At 69.2% G+C, this 14,144-nt stretch carries 11 protein-coding genes and 1 pseudogene; 6 read left to right on the top strand and 6 right to left on the bottom strand.

Going from position 1 to position 14,144, the window contains the following annotated elements:
- The first annotated feature begins 216 nt into the window (after positions 1–216).
- The 3 genes from A37U_RS0116795 to A37U_RS0116785 all read left to right on the top strand — a co-directional run bounded on the left by A37U_RS0116795 (position 217) and on the right by A37U_RS0116785 (position 3,445).
- On the top strand, positions 217–684 hold the full coding sequence (locus tag A37U_RS0116795) for a nitrilase-related carbon-nitrogen hydrolase (RefSeq protein WP_276141437.1): 468 nt from the start codon (positions 217–219) through the stop codon (positions 682–684).
- 248 nt (positions 685–932) lie between these two features.
- Positions 933–2,075, top strand: coding sequence for a PrpF domain-containing protein (locus tag A37U_RS0116790; RefSeq protein WP_020497817.1), 1,143 nt, complete (start codon positions 933–935; stop codon positions 2,073–2,075).
- On the top strand, positions 2,072–3,445 hold the full coding sequence (locus A37U_RS0116785; RefSeq protein ID WP_020497816.1) for an MFS transporter: 1,374 nt from the start codon (positions 2,072–2,074) through the stop codon (positions 3,443–3,445). Before A37U_RS0116790 ends, A37U_RS0116785 begins: the two co-directional genes overlap by 4 nt.
- A gap of 10 nt (positions 3,446–3,455) precedes the next feature.
- On the opposite strand, the gene A37U_RS0116780 is transcribed toward A37U_RS0116785, so the two are convergent.
- Together A37U_RS0116780 and A37U_RS0116775 are read right to left on the bottom strand one after the other, a co-directional pair.
- Positions 3,456–5,726 carry an FdhF/YdeP family oxidoreductase gene (locus tag A37U_RS0116780; RefSeq protein WP_020497815.1) on the bottom strand — a complete coding sequence of 757 codons (2,271 nt, stop codon included), beginning with the start codon at positions 5,724–5,726 and terminating at the stop codon, positions 3,456–3,458.
- Positions 5,727–5,747: 21 nt separating this feature from the next.
- Positions 5,748–6,434, bottom strand: a complete 687-nt coding sequence (locus A37U_RS0116775) for an SRPBCC family protein (protein ID WP_020497814.1) — start codon at positions 6,432–6,434, stop codon at positions 5,748–5,750.
- Between the two features lie 22 nt (positions 6,435–6,456).
- Here A37U_RS0116775 and A37U_RS0116770 point away from each other — a divergent pair, with 22 nt between their 5' ends.
- The gene (locus A37U_RS0116770; RefSeq protein ID WP_020497813.1) at positions 6,457–7,338 is read left to right on the top strand and encodes an alpha/beta fold hydrolase; all 882 of its coding nucleotides are present in this window, start codon (positions 6,457–6,459) and stop codon (positions 7,336–7,338) included.
- Position 7,339: 1 nt separating this feature from the next.
- Here A37U_RS0116770 and A37U_RS0116765 read toward each other — a convergent pair whose 3' ends face one another.
- Together A37U_RS0116765 and A37U_RS0116760 are read right to left on the bottom strand one after the other, a co-directional pair.
- On the bottom strand, positions 7,340–9,037 hold the full coding sequence (locus A37U_RS0116765) for a choline/carnitine O-acyltransferase (RefSeq protein ID WP_240437599.1): 1,698 nt from the start codon (positions 9,035–9,037) through the stop codon (positions 7,340–7,342).
- A 19-nt stretch (positions 9,038–9,056) separates the two neighbouring features.
- On the bottom strand, positions 9,057–10,478 hold the full coding sequence (locus A37U_RS0116760; protein WP_020497811.1) for an APC family permease: 1,422 nt from the start codon (positions 10,476–10,478) through the stop codon (positions 9,057–9,059).
- 120 nt (positions 10,479–10,598) lie between these two features.
- Here A37U_RS0116760 and A37U_RS0116755 point away from each other — a divergent pair, with 120 nt between their 5' ends.
- Positions 10,599–11,813, top strand: a complete 1,215-nt coding sequence (locus tag A37U_RS0116755) for an ROK family transcriptional regulator (protein ID WP_020497810.1) — start codon at positions 10,599–10,601, stop codon at positions 11,811–11,813.
- A gap of 5 nt (positions 11,814–11,818) precedes the next feature.
- Here the strand turns inward: A37U_RS0116755 and A37U_RS0116750 are convergent, their stop codons facing one another.
- On the bottom strand, positions 11,819–12,928 hold the full coding sequence (locus A37U_RS0116750; RefSeq protein WP_020497809.1) for an alkaline phosphatase family protein: 1,110 nt from the start codon (positions 12,926–12,928) through the stop codon (positions 11,819–11,821).
- Positions 12,925–13,320, bottom strand: a pseudogene (locus tag A37U_RS52945) (beta-galactosidase small subunit-related protein); the annotation flags it as partial. The gene A37U_RS0116750 and the pseudogene A37U_RS52945, both read right to left, overlap by 4 nt.
- Before the next feature lie 391 nt (positions 13,321–13,711).
- Here A37U_RS52945 and A37U_RS0116740 point away from each other — a divergent pair.
- Positions 13,712–14,134, top strand: a complete 423-nt coding sequence (locus A37U_RS0116740; protein WP_020497807.1) for a PPOX class F420-dependent oxidoreductase — start codon at positions 13,712–13,714, stop codon at positions 14,132–14,134.
- Positions 14,135–14,144 lie beyond the last annotated feature (10 nt).

The following is a 14,144-nucleotide window of genomic DNA, read 5'->3' as shown; positions in this document are numbered from 1 at the left end:
GCACACTCCCGCGAGGTACCCTGGGGCTAGCGTGTTATCCCGGTCGATCTCTCGACCGGCTATACGCCAGTGGCGCTCGATGTGCCGAGCTAGCTCCTCGGTGCGGACGGGGGTAAGCCCATAAAACTCGGCTACCCGCTCGGTGCTTGTCCGTCTTCGTGTCTTGGTTTTCATGGTGACCCCAATCGTCAACTCTGTATCGCCTGGTCAGCCGGTTTGTTACAGCGTAGGCAGTCTGTCGTCATCTGCTGGCATATCTACATGCCCGCGATGCGGATGCACATGTACGCCAAAGGCGTCCAACTCTACTGCGCGCCCACCGCCGATCCCCGGGACAGCTGGGTTGCCAGCATGCGCCACATCGCCTGCGAGGGCCGCTGTTTCGTGCTGGCCGCCAACCAGTTCGCCCGGCGCAGCGATTTCCCGGCCGACTACCCGCTCGAGACGAGTGATCCGGACGAGGTGCTCTGCCGTGGCGCCTCGGTCATCGTCGACCCGCTCGGGGAAATTCTCGCCGGACCGGCGACCGAGGGCCAGACCGTGCTGCACGCCGAACTCGATCTCGGCAGGATCACCGAAGGAAAATACGACTTCGACGCGGTCGGCCATTATGCCCGGCCGGATATTTTCAGCCTGAACGTAAATACCGCAGAACAGCACGCCGTCACCGAACGGCAGGCGTGATATCTCGATTCACGAGGCATCGAGTACCAGACAACGCCCGGCAAGCAAGGAAAGTCCGCGTAAACAACCCGAAAACGCCCAAGAAGGTGCGGTAACGCATATACCGCCTGCGGGTGAGCGGTCTTTACAGGCACATCCACAACCTGCTTAGGATTGACCGAGGAAAGCTTTCAGCTCGAAGATGGAGCTTTTCGGAATCGCACATCCGGAATTCAACGGCGATTTCCTTATTCTCGCAGGGAATGGGTATGGCTACTACGCACGGTCAGGTAGAACCGATCCGGGGCACCCTCGTCCGCGGCGGAACGAGCAAGTGCTGGCTGTTCGATGCGACCGAGGTGAGCCCGGAACGCGAAGCCCTGGAACGGGTCTGGCCTGCCGCGTTCGGCTCCGCGGACGCCGAACAACTCGACGGGGTCGGCGCGGGAACCTCCACGACCTCGAAGGCCGCGGTGGTCGGTTCCGCGGACGCCGGGGACGTGGATGTGCAGTACACCTTCGGTCAGGTCGGCATCGGTGACCGGCGCGTGGAATGGGGAAGCAACTGCGGCAACTGTGCCACGGCGGTCGGGCTCTACGCGGTGCACAACGGATTCGTGGCACCGCACGGGGACGACACCCGCGTGCGGATGTGGAACGGCAACACCGGCGCGCGCATCGACGCGGTGGTGCGCACCCCCGGCGGCGTCGTACCCAGGCACGGCGGGGCGGTGGTCCCCGGCGTGACCGGCCACGGAGTCGGCGTGGACCTGGAGTTCCGTCACCCGGTCGGCCCGGCCACCGGGCGCCTGCTACCTACCGGGAACGCGCTGGATTTCCTGAACCTGCAAGGGAATCCGGTGCCGCTGAGCCTGGTGGACGCCGGTGCCCCCGCCGCGTTGCTCGACGCGGGCGCGCTCGGGCTCGCCGGAACCGAACCGCTTCCCCGGTTCGCCGAGGCGCTGCACGACCTGCTGCCGCTGCGTGCCGAGGCAGCCGTGCGCATGGGCCTGCGTGCTCCGCAGGAGCCGGTGGACCATGCCGTTCCCAAGCTCGGCGTGGTCGGGCCGCCTGCCGATTATCACACCACCGAAGGAAAGCCGGTCGGCGCCGGGGAATTCGACATCGCGGTGCGGATGGCCTCGATGCACGCCCCGCACCCCTCCATCGGGCTCACCTCCGTGGTCGCGGTGCTCGCCGCCGCGATCGTCCCCGGAAGCACCGTGGAACGGATCACCGGCACCCCGGACGGACCGCTGCGGATCGGCACCCCGGCCGGCGTGGTCACCGGTATGCCGGTGCTGGACGCCGACGGCGAGCTGACCGGGGTGTGGCTGTCCCGCTCGGCCCGGGTGCTCGCGGAGGCCACGATCTACGTGCCCGCCGCCCCCGTCCTCGCCGGCACCGCATGACCGCGGCACCGGAACAGGTCGCGGGCCGGACCGCATTCGGTCCCCGGTTCCTCGCCCCGCTCGTTCTCGGCACCCTGCTCAACGCCATCAACTCCTCGATGATCGCGGTGACCCTCACCCCGATCGGGCGGCAGTTCGACGCGTCACCGGCACACACCGTCTGGCTGGTGACCGTGCTCTACCTGGCCACCGCTATCGCCCAGCCGGTCATGGGCCGTCTCGTGGACCGCTACGGCCCGCGCCGGGTGCTCTGTACCGGACTGGTCCTGGTCGCCTTCGCCGGGCTCGCCGGGATGTTCGCGCCGAGCCTGTGGGTGTTGCTCGTGGTCCGCGTGGTGCTCGGCCTCGGCACGGCGAGCGGGTTCCCGGCCGCGATGGCGATCATCAAACAGCGCACGAACGCGCTCGGCCTGGAAACGGTGCCCGGTGGGGTCCTCGCCGCGGTCGCCACATCCACCCAGGCATCCATGGCCGCCGGTCCCACCCTCGGCGCGTTCCTGACCAGTGCCCTCGGCTGGCAGGCGACCTTCGCGGTGAACATCCCGCTGGCCTCGGCGGGGCTGGTGCTGGCGCTGCTCTGGCTGCCCGCCGATCAGCTGCGGCGCGCCGGTTCCGCGCGCGGTATCGACCTCGCCGGGATCGGCCTGTTCTCGGCCACCCTGCTCGCCCTGCTGCTGCTCGGCACCACGCCCTCGATGCCCTTGCTGCTCACCGGTGTGGCGTTGGCCGCAGTGCTGGTGTGGTGGCAGCTGCGCGCCCGGGAACCGTTCCTCGACCTGCGCGCCCTCGGCGGGAACGGCGCGTTGCTGCGCACCTACGGCAGGCAGGCGCTGGCCTATCTGGCGATCTATGCCTTCCTCTACGGCTATCCGCAATGGCTCGCGCACACCGGGCAGCTCGGCGACTCCGCGATCGGTGTCGCCCTGCTGCCGATGTCGCTGACCACCGTGCTGCTGTCCGCATTCGGCAACCGCCTCGGCATCAAGGCGCGGGGCCGCCTGGTGCTCACCGCGGCCACCCTGCTCGCGGGCAGCCTCGCGCTGCTGTTCCTGAGCTCGGACACCGCGCTCGGGGTGCTCGTCGCGGTCGGGTTCTGTTTCGGGCTCGGTCAGGGACTGGCCACGGTGGCCAACCAGACCGCGCTCTACGCGCAGGCACCGCTGGACCGGATCGGCACCCTGAGCGGGTTGTTCCGCACCTCGCAGTACATCGGTGCGCTCGCCTCGACGAGTGTGCTCGCCTTGTGCTTCGGCTCCGGGGTCAGCGATGACGGGCTCGGCGTGCTCGGCCTCGTGCTCTGCGGTGCCGGGCTGGTGCTGTTCGGCCTGACCGCGCTCGACCGGACACTGCGCGGGCTGCGCGAGGCCTGACCGGGCCCGCTCAGTTGCGCGGTTCCAGGCGCACCACGATCGACTTCGAGGTCGGCGTGTTCGAGGCGGCCGCGGTGGACTCCAGCGGAACGAGCGGGTTCGCCTCCGGGAAGTAGGCGGCCGCGCAGCCCTCCGTGGTCGGATAGTCGACGATCCGGAACCGCTCCGCACGCCGCTCCCCATCGGCCCACTCGCTGACCAGGTCGACGATCTCGCCGTTGCTGAGGCCGAGTTCGGCGAGATCCTTCTCGTTCACGAACACGACCCGCCTGCCGTTCTCGATGCCGCGGTACCGGTCGGAGAGCCCGTAGATCGTGGTGTTGTACTGGTCGTGGCTGCGCATGGTCTGCAACAGCAGCCGCCCCTTCGGGGCGCTCGGCGCCTCGAACTCGTTCACCGTGAAGTTCGCTTTCCCCGTAGCGGTGGGGAATTCCCGTGAGTCGCGCGGCGGATGCGGGAGCACGAAACCGTTCTTGGTGCGGACCCGCCGGTTGTAGTCGGCGCAGCCGGGAACCACGGCGGCGATCGCGTCCCGGATCGCGTCGTAGTCCTGCTCGAAGCGCTGCCACGGGATCGGGTGCTGCGCACCGAACAGCGCGCGGGCCACCCCGCAGACGATCGCGACCTCGGAGCGCAGCTGCTCGGAAGCCGGAGCCAGCCGCCCACGCGAGGCGTGCACCATGGACATCGAGTCCTCGACGGTGACGAACTGGTCCCCGCCCTCCTGCCGGTCGCGCTCGGTGCGCCCGAGGGTCGGCAGGATCAGCGCCGTGCGCCCGGCGACCGCGTGCGAACGGTTGAGTTTCGTGGACACCTGCACCGTGAGGTCACAGTCCCGCAATCCTTTCTCGGTGGCCTCGGTGTCCGGGGTCGCGGCGACGAAGTTGCCGCCGACCCCGAAGAACACCCGAACATCCCCGGCGTTCATGGCGCGGATCGCGTCCACCGTGTCGAAGCCGTGCTCGCGCGGCATGGGCATCTCGAACCGCTTCTCCAGCGCGTCGAGGAAAGCGTCCGGCATCTTCTCCCACACGCCCATGGTGCGGTCGCCTTGCACGTTCGAGTGGCCGCGCACCGGGCAGGCTCCCGCGCCCGGCTTTCCCATCATGCCGCGCATCAGCAGCACGTTCATGACCTCGCGGATGGTGGGTACCGCGTGCTTGTGCTGGGTGAGGCCCATCGCCCAGCACACGATGGTGCGCTCGGACCTGGCGAACAGATCGGCGACCCGGCGGATCTGGTCGAGTTCCAGTCCGGTGGCGCGCTCCACGGCGGCCCAGTCCAGCCCGCGCAGGTGCTCGGCGTACTCGGCGAATCCGTGGCCGTACTGCTCGACGAACTCGTGATCCACCGCGTCCGCTTCGAGCAGCAGCTGTCCGATCGCGGCGAACAGCGCCAGATCGCCGCCGAGCCGGATCTGGCAGAACTCGTCGGCCAGCGAAGTGCCCTCGCCGAAGACCTTCAGCGGGCGCTGCGGGTTCTTGAACCGCATCAGCCCGGCCTCGGGAAGCGGGTTGACCGCGATGATCTTCGCGCCGCCTTCCTTGGCCTCCTCGAGAGCGGAGAGCATCCGCGGATGGTTGGTTCCCGGGTTCTGCCCGACGACCACGATCAGGTCGGCCTTGCCGATGTCCTCCAGGGTCACCGAGCCCTTGCCGATGCCGATGGTCTCGGAGAGCGCCGCGCCGGAGGACTCGTGGCACATGTTCGAGCAGTCCGGCAGATTGTTGGTGCCGAAGGCGCGCACCATGAGCTGGTAGAGGAAGGCGGCCTCGTTGCTGGTGCGCCCGGAGGTGTAGAAGGCGGCCTGGTCCGGCGAGTCGAGGGCCTGCAGCTTCTCCGCCACGAGCGCGAAAGCGTCCTCCCAGGAGATCGGCTCGTAGTGGCTCGTACCCTCCCTGCGGACCATCGGCTCGGTGAGCCTGCCCTGCTGGCCGAGCCAGTAGTCGGTCTTCGAGTCCAGCTCCTCGAGGCTGTGCGTGGCGAAGAAGTCCCGCTCCACGCGCCGTTTCGTGGCTTCCTCGGCGACCGCCTTCGCCCCGTTCTCGCAGAACTCGGCGGGTTTGCGGTGCCCGAGCGGATCCGGCCAGGCGCAACCCGGGCAGTCGTAGCCCTGAGTCTGGTTCAGCAGGCGCAACGTGCGCACGGTGCGGACCGGGCCCATCTGCTCCATTCCGCGTTTGAGCGAGACCATCACCCCTGGTATGCCCACCGCCCATTCCTTGGGGTGGCCGACCTCGATGGCGGATTCGTCGATGTCCTCGCGTGGCGCCTTACTCATACCCCTAATCCTGCGCCTTCCCTACCCGCCTTGACCAGCGGGGTCCCTCGGAATAATCAGCTTCACCGTGATCTCCCGGCCACCCCGCCGCCGCAGCACCAGTCCGGCGAGGAATCCGCCGAGCACCCCGGCCAGCACCGGGCCCGCGCGGCGCAGCAGCGGCGCGAGCACCAGGCCGAGCCCGTCCACGGCGGCGGCTTCCGGCGGTGCCGCGGCGGGTGCCGGTTCTCGCGGGGTGTTCACCGGAGCGTCGTCCAGGCCGCCACCGGCGAGCCGTTCCCCGAGGTTGCGGGCGAACTGCTCGATCAGCCGTTGCGAGACATCACCGAGCACTCCCCTGCCGAACTGCGCGACCTTGCCGCGAATGTCCAGGTCCGTGGCGAGGTGCAGCACGCTGGCCCCCTCGCCGTCCGCGGCGACCGTGGCCACCACCTTCGCCTCCGCGTTTCCCCCGCCGTGCTGTTCGGTGCCGCGCGCGGAGAGCACGGCGCGCCGGTTGGCCTCGTCCAGTTCGAGGAACCGCACCTTCCCCGCGTACTGCGAGGCGATCGGGCCGACCTTGATCCGCACCGTCCCGGTGTAGGCCTCGCCGTCGCGCCCGTCCAGGCTCGCCCCGGGAAGGCAAGGCGCGATCCGCTCCACCTCGCACAGCAGCGGGAACAACCGCTCGGGCGGGATCGCGAGCCGGACTTCGTTCTGGATCTGCATGAAACATGGTATACCATTTGCCATGGCCTACGTCACTACGGACGACGGCGTCCGGCTGTTCGTCGAGGAGACCGGAACCGGGTTCCCGATCCTGTTCGTGCACGAGTTCGCCGGGGATCACCGCAGCTGGGAACCACAACTGCGGCGGTTCTCCCGGCAGTACCGGTGCGTGCGCTACGCGGCGCGTGGCTATCCGCCCTCCGAGGTGCCTGCCGATGCCTCGGCCTACTCGCAGCAGCGCGCGGTGGCCGACGCCATCGCGGTGCTGGACGGGCTCGACATCGAACGCGCGCACATCGTGGGCCTGTCCATGGGCGGGTTCTGCACGCTGCACCTCGGCCTCGACCATCCCGAACGGGCCGCCTCGCTCGTGGTGGCCGGGGTCGGCTACGGAGCCGCTCCGGAGAAGCGCGCCGGATTCGCCGCCGAGTGCGAGAAAGTGGCCGAGGCCTACGCGGAAACAGGTTCCCGCGCAGTCGCCGAGTGGTATGCGCGCGGACCGTCCCGGGTGCAGTTCCAGAACAAGGACCCGCGGGGCTGGGCCGAATTCCACGACCGGCTCGCCGAACACGATCCGCTCGGCGCCCGGCTGACGATGCTCGGTGTGCAACGCCTGCGTCCCTCTCTCTACGAGCTCACCGATCGGTTCGCGGCGCTGCGGCTGCCGACGCTGGTGCTCACCGGGGACGAGGACGACGGCTGCCTCGAACCGGCATTGTTGCTCAAACGCGCGATCCCCACGGCGGGACTGCGGGTGCTCGAACGCACCGGGCACACCGCGAACCTCGAAGAGCCCGAGTCGTTCAACGCCGCGCTTGCCGGGTTCCTCGCTGCGGTCGAGTCCGGTTCCTGGCAGGCCCGCGATACACGGGCCACCGCGGGGGCGACGATGCTGCGCGACTGAGTCAGCCGAGCAGACCGCGCAGTTCGGCGATCGCCCCGGACAGGTCCCGGGCGAAGGCGTGCATCGGTTCGCGCACCTCCTTCGGGGTGCACAGGTGCACGTGGAACCGCGAGGGCAGCAGCACGTAGGCGATGCCGATGCACTGCGGGCTGGTCGAACCGAAGCCGAAGTACTGAATGTGCTGGGAGGGCGCCGAACTGGTGGACAGATAGTCCGAGCGCAGGACGCGCCAGCCGGAACTGTCGTAGAGCGCGAGTCCGTCTGCGCCCCGCCTGGACAGTTCCCACAGGTGTTGTTCGGGCGCGGCACCGGATTGGCATTCCTTGGCCCGGGCGACATGGGCGCGCGCCGCATCGCGCGCGGCCGCGATCCGCTCCACCCTGCCTGCCGCGTCGTCCTCCATCAGTTCCACGAAGCGGTACAGCTCCGGGGTGATCACCCGCATCGCCTCGGTGCGCCCGTTCCGGTACTGCCGGGTGGCGATGGATTCGTAGGTGGCGCCGAGGAATCCCTTCGCGCGCCGGTGTGCCAGCTGATAGGCCAGCTGGACGAACGCGTCGGGGGAGACCCCGAGCGCCTTCGCGTCCTCGGTCCCGAAATCCTCGATCGCGAGCAGTTCGGTCGCCATCTGTCCCGCATACTCGGTGAACGCCGCCGCGGTCGCGGCGATCCGGTCCCGCAGGGCCTCGTCGAGGGTGAACGAGATCGGCGCGCAGCCCGGTTTCCCGGTCCCGTTCCGGTCCGCGCCGTCCTCGTCCTGGCCGAGTATCGCGTCCACCAGGTGCAACATCGTGGTGCCGTCGAGCCGACAGTGCTCCACGTTGACCCCGGCGGTCCCGTCCGGGAACACGATCAGCGAGAGCGCCTTGTCGAACCACCGGTTGCCCGGGTCCCCGTGCAGCAGCTGGGCGCAAGTGGCGAGGGTGTCCCCAGGCTGCTCGTCCTCCAGGCACAGGCAGAGCAGGGCCGTCTCCACCGCCTCGAGCGCGGAGGTGTTGCCCAGCTCGCGCAGCGCCTGCCGGTCCCCGGCCCATTCCGCGCGGGCCGCGCTGGTCAGCGCGCCGACCCCGGCTCCCCTGCCCGCCGCGGCCTCGAGCGCCGTGTCCAGTACCCCGGCGAGTTCCGCCTCCGGATACGGCAAGCCCTGTTCGTCGAGCACATCCACGCGGAAGGCATGCCCGCGGGCGAACACCACGATGTGCCGTGCCGGTTCCGGCGGGCGCGCGGTGTCCTGTCCCGCACCCGGAATCCGGGTGGTACCGAACAGAAATCCGTACTGCGCCATGGACTCCGGCTGTCCGCGCTTGCCTGCCGGTTCGAGTTTCCCGTCCAGGATGCGCTGCCGGTACCGCAGCGCCCGGCGCAGCAGGGTGGCCGCACGCGGAACCTGGCGCTGTGCGGATTCCTCGAACAGGAAAAAGAAGTTCGCGTTCAGTGCGATCCGGTCCCGCCTGCCCAGATAACGGAATTCCCAGAACTCGTCCAGCCAGCTCTGCACGCCCGCGCCCTGTTCGTACTCCGCGAGCCGGGCCTGGGCCTTCGCCGCCTCGGGCGCGTCACGGAATTCGGCGACGGCGGTCTCGGTCTCGCGCAGCTGCTCGGCGGTGAGCAGCGGGGCGCACCATTCGAGGAACCGCGCGCAGCTCTCCCCGACGGTCGGCAATGGCACCCGGGGTAGGACGTCCTCATTCTGCTCCACGGACGGCACCCTAGCCGAGTTATCCGGCCTGCACCGGATCCTGGCCGAGGAACCGCTCCTGGATATCCTTCGGCCCGAACGGCCAGGTCCGCTCCACGCGCGCCCAGATCAGGAAAGCGCTCACCCCGACGGCGAGCCAGATCAGCGACAGGACGATGGCCAGGGTTCCCGAGGAGATGTACACGTAGATCCAACCGAGAATGGCCAGCACGCAGGGCACCGGGTACAGCCACTGCTTGTACGGCCTGCGCAGCTCCGGTTGCCGTCGCCGCAGCACGATCAGCGCGACGGCCTGGGCCACCGCCTGCACGACCACGATCACCGCGTTGAGCATCGAGATCACGGTGGACAGATCGAGCAACGACCCGAGCGCCGTGATCACCCCGAGCACCAGCAGGCCGACGTGCGGGAACCGCAGCCGGGGATGCAGTTTTCCGAACCACGGCAGGAAAACCCGGTCCTTCGCGGCCTCATAGGGCACCCGGGAACCACCGAGCAGCCCGGCGAACACCGAGGCGAACGCGGTGATCACGATGAACACGGTGAGCACCTTGGCCACCACGGATCCCCAGGTGCGTTCCAGTACGAGGGCCGCAGCCGAGTTCGAGTGCGCGATCTCCTGCCAGGGAACCGCGCCCAGCACGCCGATCTGCAGCAGCAGGTACAGCAGCATGATGCCGATGACCGAGATGATGATGGAGCGGGGCAGATTTCGCCCGGGATTCCGGATCTCCGCGCCCATGTACGCGGTCGTGTAGTAGCCGAGGTAGTCGTAGATCGCGAGCATCAGTCCGGCACCGAGCCCCATCCAGAAGTGCCCGCCGAGGCTGAATGAGCCCTTCGGGAAGGTGAAGGCGAGATCCGGGTGGAAATGCGTGTAGGCCGCGATGACCACCGCGAGGATGGAGAACAACATGATGCAGAAGAACACCGTGGTGATCCGGCTGACGTCGCCCACCTTGCGGTAGAGCAGCACCGCGATGGCGCCGACGAGCAGGATCCCGATCACGTGCCCGAGCACGTTCGGATTACCCGCCGAGTCCACGACCGCGGGCCACAGATAGCCCAGGTACTGCACCAGTCCGATTATTCCGCTGGACATGATCAGCGGAATGGAGAGCACCGCGGTCCAGACGAACAGGAAGGGCATCAACCGGCCGGTGCGGTACTGGAACGCCTCGCGCAGATACAGATAGGTTCCCCCGGCACCCGGCATCGCGGCCCCGAGCTCGGCCCAGATCAGCCCGTCGAGCAGGGCCAGCAGCGCGCCGACCACCCAGCCGATGACCGCCTGCGGGCCGCCCATCGCGGTCACGATGAGCGGGATCGTGATGAACGGCCCGATACCGCACATCTGCGTCATGTTGATCGCGGTCGCCTGGCCGAGACCGAGCCTTCGCTCAAATCCTGCGGAGGAGCCACCCTCCCGCGGTTGCGCCACTGGAACCACCTCTGCTCGTTATTTTGGAAAGTTTCTTAACATACGCCAGGGGCAAGTGGAAGGGCGGCGGCGTAAACTCCCCGGGAAACAGCGACAGTGGTGACGCAACCGAGGAGCGCGGTGACAACAAGCAAGCCCCCGCAGGCCGGAACCCCGGCGAGCCTGCGCGAGCTGAATCAGCGCGCGGTGCTCGACCTGCTTCGCCGTTCCGGTGCCACGACCCGCCCGCGGATCGCCAAGGAGACCGGGATATCCAAACCGACGGTCGGCCAGGCACTGCTCGATCTCGAACAGTGCGGGCTCGTCCGCGAAGCGGGACGGGAACTGTCCGGGCCCGGCCGCTCGGCCGTGGTGTACGAAGCCGATCCCTCCGCAGGGCACGTGCTCGGCATCGACATCGGCGCGGAACGGCTCCGGCTCGCCGTGGCCGATCTGGACGGGACCGTGGTCGCCACGCTCGACGAACGCAACCGGTCCCGCTCGGCGAGCTCACTGGTGCGCACCATCGAGAAGTACGCGAACCGGGCGGTCGCCGAAGCCGGGATCGAGCGCGATCAAGTACTCGCCACCGTGGTCGGCAGCCCCGGGGTGCCCAACCACGCCTCCCGCACCCTGCGCCAGGCGCACAACCTGCCCGGCTGGGGGCGCGCCGGACTGCTGGACGAGCTCGAGGCCGTGCTCGGCGAGGGCCTTGTCGTGGAGAACGACGCGAACCTGTGTGCGGTCGGTGAACACCGGCGGGGTGCGGCCCGGAACGTGGACGTGTTCGCCTTCATCACCGTCGGCACCGGGATCGGCATGGGCATCGTGGCGGGCGGTTCGCTGTTCCGCGGGGCGCACGGCGCGGCCGGTGAGGTCGGTTATCTGCCCTACGGCTGGCCGTTCCCCTTCGAACCCGTGGACGGGGATGCCGAGGTGCCACCGCGCCAGGGTCTGTTCGAGGCGGCGGCCGCGGCCAATTCGGTGGTGCGCATCGCCACGGACAACGGGGTGCAGGGGGTCAGCACGGCCCGCGAGGTGTTCGCGCGCGCCCATGAAGGCGATCCCCGCGCTCGTGCCGCCGTCGAGGAGGAGGCGACCCGGCTCGCGTTCGTCGTGGCCTCGGTGACCGCGGTGATCGATCCCGAGCTGATCGTGCTCGGCGGCGGAATCGGGGCGAACACCGGATTGCTCGCCGAGCCGCTGCAACGGGCGCTGCACCGCACTACTCCGCTGGCCCCGCCGGTCGTCTCCGGGGAACTCGGTGAGCGGGCGGTGCTCTCCGGCGCGATCAGCACCGCACTGCACACCGCGCGCGATCTCGTCTTCGAACGCAAGACCCGCGCCACGTCCTGAGCCTCTCAGCCGCGCGCCAGCAGCAGCGGAACATCCAGTTCGGCGGAGGTCAGCGAGCCGTGCTGGCCGGGAAACCGGGACATCAATTCGGTCTCCGAGCGAGTGACGATCGTGTCCCCGCGTGCGGCGGCGAGCACGTCACCGATCCGCGGGCGGACGTGCTCGGCGACCCGTGGGCCGAACCAGCCCGCCTCGATCGCCTCCTCCCGGCGCACCACCCAGGCCCGGTCACCGAGCAGTTCCCGCCAGGCCGCGTACACCTGCCCGGCCGCGCCTTGTTCCGGGTACACGTGCCGCATTCGCGGTTCCCCGGCCAGGGTCCGTACCCCGTCGGCGAGTTCGGGTGTGTGGTCGTAGTCCACCCGATCCCCCGCTTCGATCATCCCGTGGTCCGCGGTCACCGCCAGCAAGCCACCCGCGGGCAGTCCCTCGGCGAGCGCGGCGGCGAGCCGGTCGACGTGCACCAGCTGGTGGCACCACGGATCGCTGCCCGGCCCGTACAGATGCCCGAGCTTGTCCAGATCGGCGTGGTAGGCGTAGCAGTACTGGGGACCCGGTTCGCGCAGCGCCGCATGGCTCGCCGAGACCAGATCCCCGAGCGCATAGGTGCCGTGGAACCGGGCACCGCGCAGCACCGCGTGGGTGAGCCCGCTGCCCTCGAGTTCCGCCGGGCTGACCACGTGCGCACCGATCCCCGCTTCCGCCGCGCGCTCGAACAGGCTCGGCAGTGGTTGCAGCCGTTCCGGAATCACGTCCTCGGACCAGTTGAGCGCGTTCAGTACGGCGCCGTCCCCGACCGCGAAGGAGTAGCCGACGATGCCGTGTTCCCCGCAGGGCCGGCCGGTGCCGATCGAGGAGATGCTCGTCGCGGTGGTGCTCGGGAACCCGGCCGTGAGCGGTCCGCGGTCCGCCGCGAGCGAGGCCAGAAACGGCGCCTTGTCGCGGTGTTCGCGCAACAGTTCCCAGCCGAGCCCGTCCACGAGCAGCAGGCAGGCCTTCTCCGTCTCCGGGAGTCCGAGCACATCCGCGGCATCGGGCAGGCCGAGCCGGGCCAGCAGCGAACCGGCGAGATCGGCCAGCGCACCCGATCCGTAGCGTGGGGCGGCCGGGATCATCGGGTTCCCCGTACCGCCCGCAGCCGGTACGCGTAGCCGTACTCGCGATCGGCGTGCAGCAGGTATCGCTCGAGCGGTGGTGCGCCCCAGGAATCGTTGCCGCCCAGGCCCATCTGCCGGTGATTCACCCCGATCGTGACCTCGGCCCTCCTGCGCAGCTCGTGCGGATGCCGCGGGCCGTCCAGATCGAACGGGGTGTAGTGCAGCGCGCTGATCTCCAAGGGTTCTCCTTCCGGTTCGGCACGCACCTCGATCCCGGTGCCGTGTCCATCGGTCAGCCGGGCCCACCGCACCCCGGTCACGTTCCCCGTCTGCTGCGGGCGTACGTACGGGGTGAACTGCTCGTCCACGGTGCTGCGATAGCTGCCGAGAAACGCCGCGGTGTGCCGGTCCCAGTAGTTCTCCTACGGACCCCGCCTGTACCAGGAGAAGCCCTCGAATCCCGGTGGCACCGTGTACAGCGTGCCGACCATCGCGAGATCCGGCAGTCCGGGAACGGGACCGGACGCGCCCGCGCGGGCTCCTGGTTCAGCTGGAAAACGGCCGGGGCACCGTTCCATTCCGCGCGCTCCGCGGCCAACGCCTCCTTCCGATCGTGCAACGCCGCCGATCCCGCCGTGACGGCTCCGGCGACCAGTAACGACCGGCGAGTGACACGTCGGGTCATGCGACCACTCCCCACGGGATTCGGCGGCAGCGGCCATTATCGGGCGGGGTGGAACGAGTCGCAAGATCGTTCTCCGCCGATGGCGAATGGTTCCCACGAGGGTTAGGTTTGCGGATATGCCCAGCGAAGCCGATTACCTCGCCCTCGTGGCCCACCGGGACCAGGGAGTGCTGGCGACTCTCCGGCGCGCCGGAACCCCACAGCTGTCCACCGTCAACTACGCCTTCTATCCCGAGGAGCGCCTGCTGCGCGTCTCCACGATCACCAGCCTCGCGAAGGTGGCCAATCTGCGCCGCGATCCGCGCGCCGGTTTCCACGTGGCCAGCGAGGACGGCTGGTCCTACGCGGCGCTCGACGTGACGGCGGAGCTCAGTCCCGTCTCCGAAAGCCCGGAGGACGCGACCGTCGAGGAGCTCGTCCGGGTCTACCGCGACATTCTCGGCGAACACCCGGACTGGGCGGACTATCGCGCCGCGATGGTCGCCGATCGCCGGTTGGTGCTCCGGCTGCGGATCCAGCACGCCTACGGCCGGGTTTGACCCGGGCACC

The organism is Sciscionella marina DSM 45152 (assembly GCF_000379465.1).
Taxonomy (GTDB): Bacteria; Actinomycetota; Actinomycetes; order Mycobacteriales; family Pseudonocardiaceae; genus Sciscionella; species Sciscionella marina.
Note: the sequence above shows the minus strand (reverse complement) of the source record. Positions and strands in the feature narration are given on the sequence as shown.

Coding starts and splice junctions, on each gene's coding strand:
- A37U_RS0116790 (WP_020497817.1), top strand. CDS start 933: ATGGCTACTACGCACGGTCAGGTAGAACCGATCCGGGGCACCCTCGTC.
- A37U_RS0116785 (WP_020497816.1), top strand. CDS start 2,072: ATGACCGCGGCACCGGAACAGGTCGCGGGCCGGACCGCATTCGGTCCC.
- A37U_RS0116780 (WP_020497815.1), bottom strand. CDS start 5,726: ATGAGTAAGGCGCCACGCGAGGACATCGACGAATCCGCCATCGAGGTC.
- A37U_RS0116775 (WP_020497814.1), bottom strand. CDS start 6,434: ATGCAGATCCAGAACGAAGTCCGGCTCGCGATCCCGCCCGAGCGGTTG.
- A37U_RS0116770 (WP_020497813.1), top strand. CDS start 6,457: ATGGCCTACGTCACTACGGACGACGGCGTCCGGCTGTTCGTCGAGGAG.
- A37U_RS0116750 (WP_020497809.1), bottom strand. CDS start 12,928: ATGATCCCGGCCGCCCCACGCTACGGATCGGGTGCGCTGGCCGATCTC.
- A37U_RS0116740 (WP_020497807.1), top strand. CDS start 13,712: ATGCCCAGCGAAGCCGATTACCTCGCCCTCGTGGCCCACCGGGACCAG.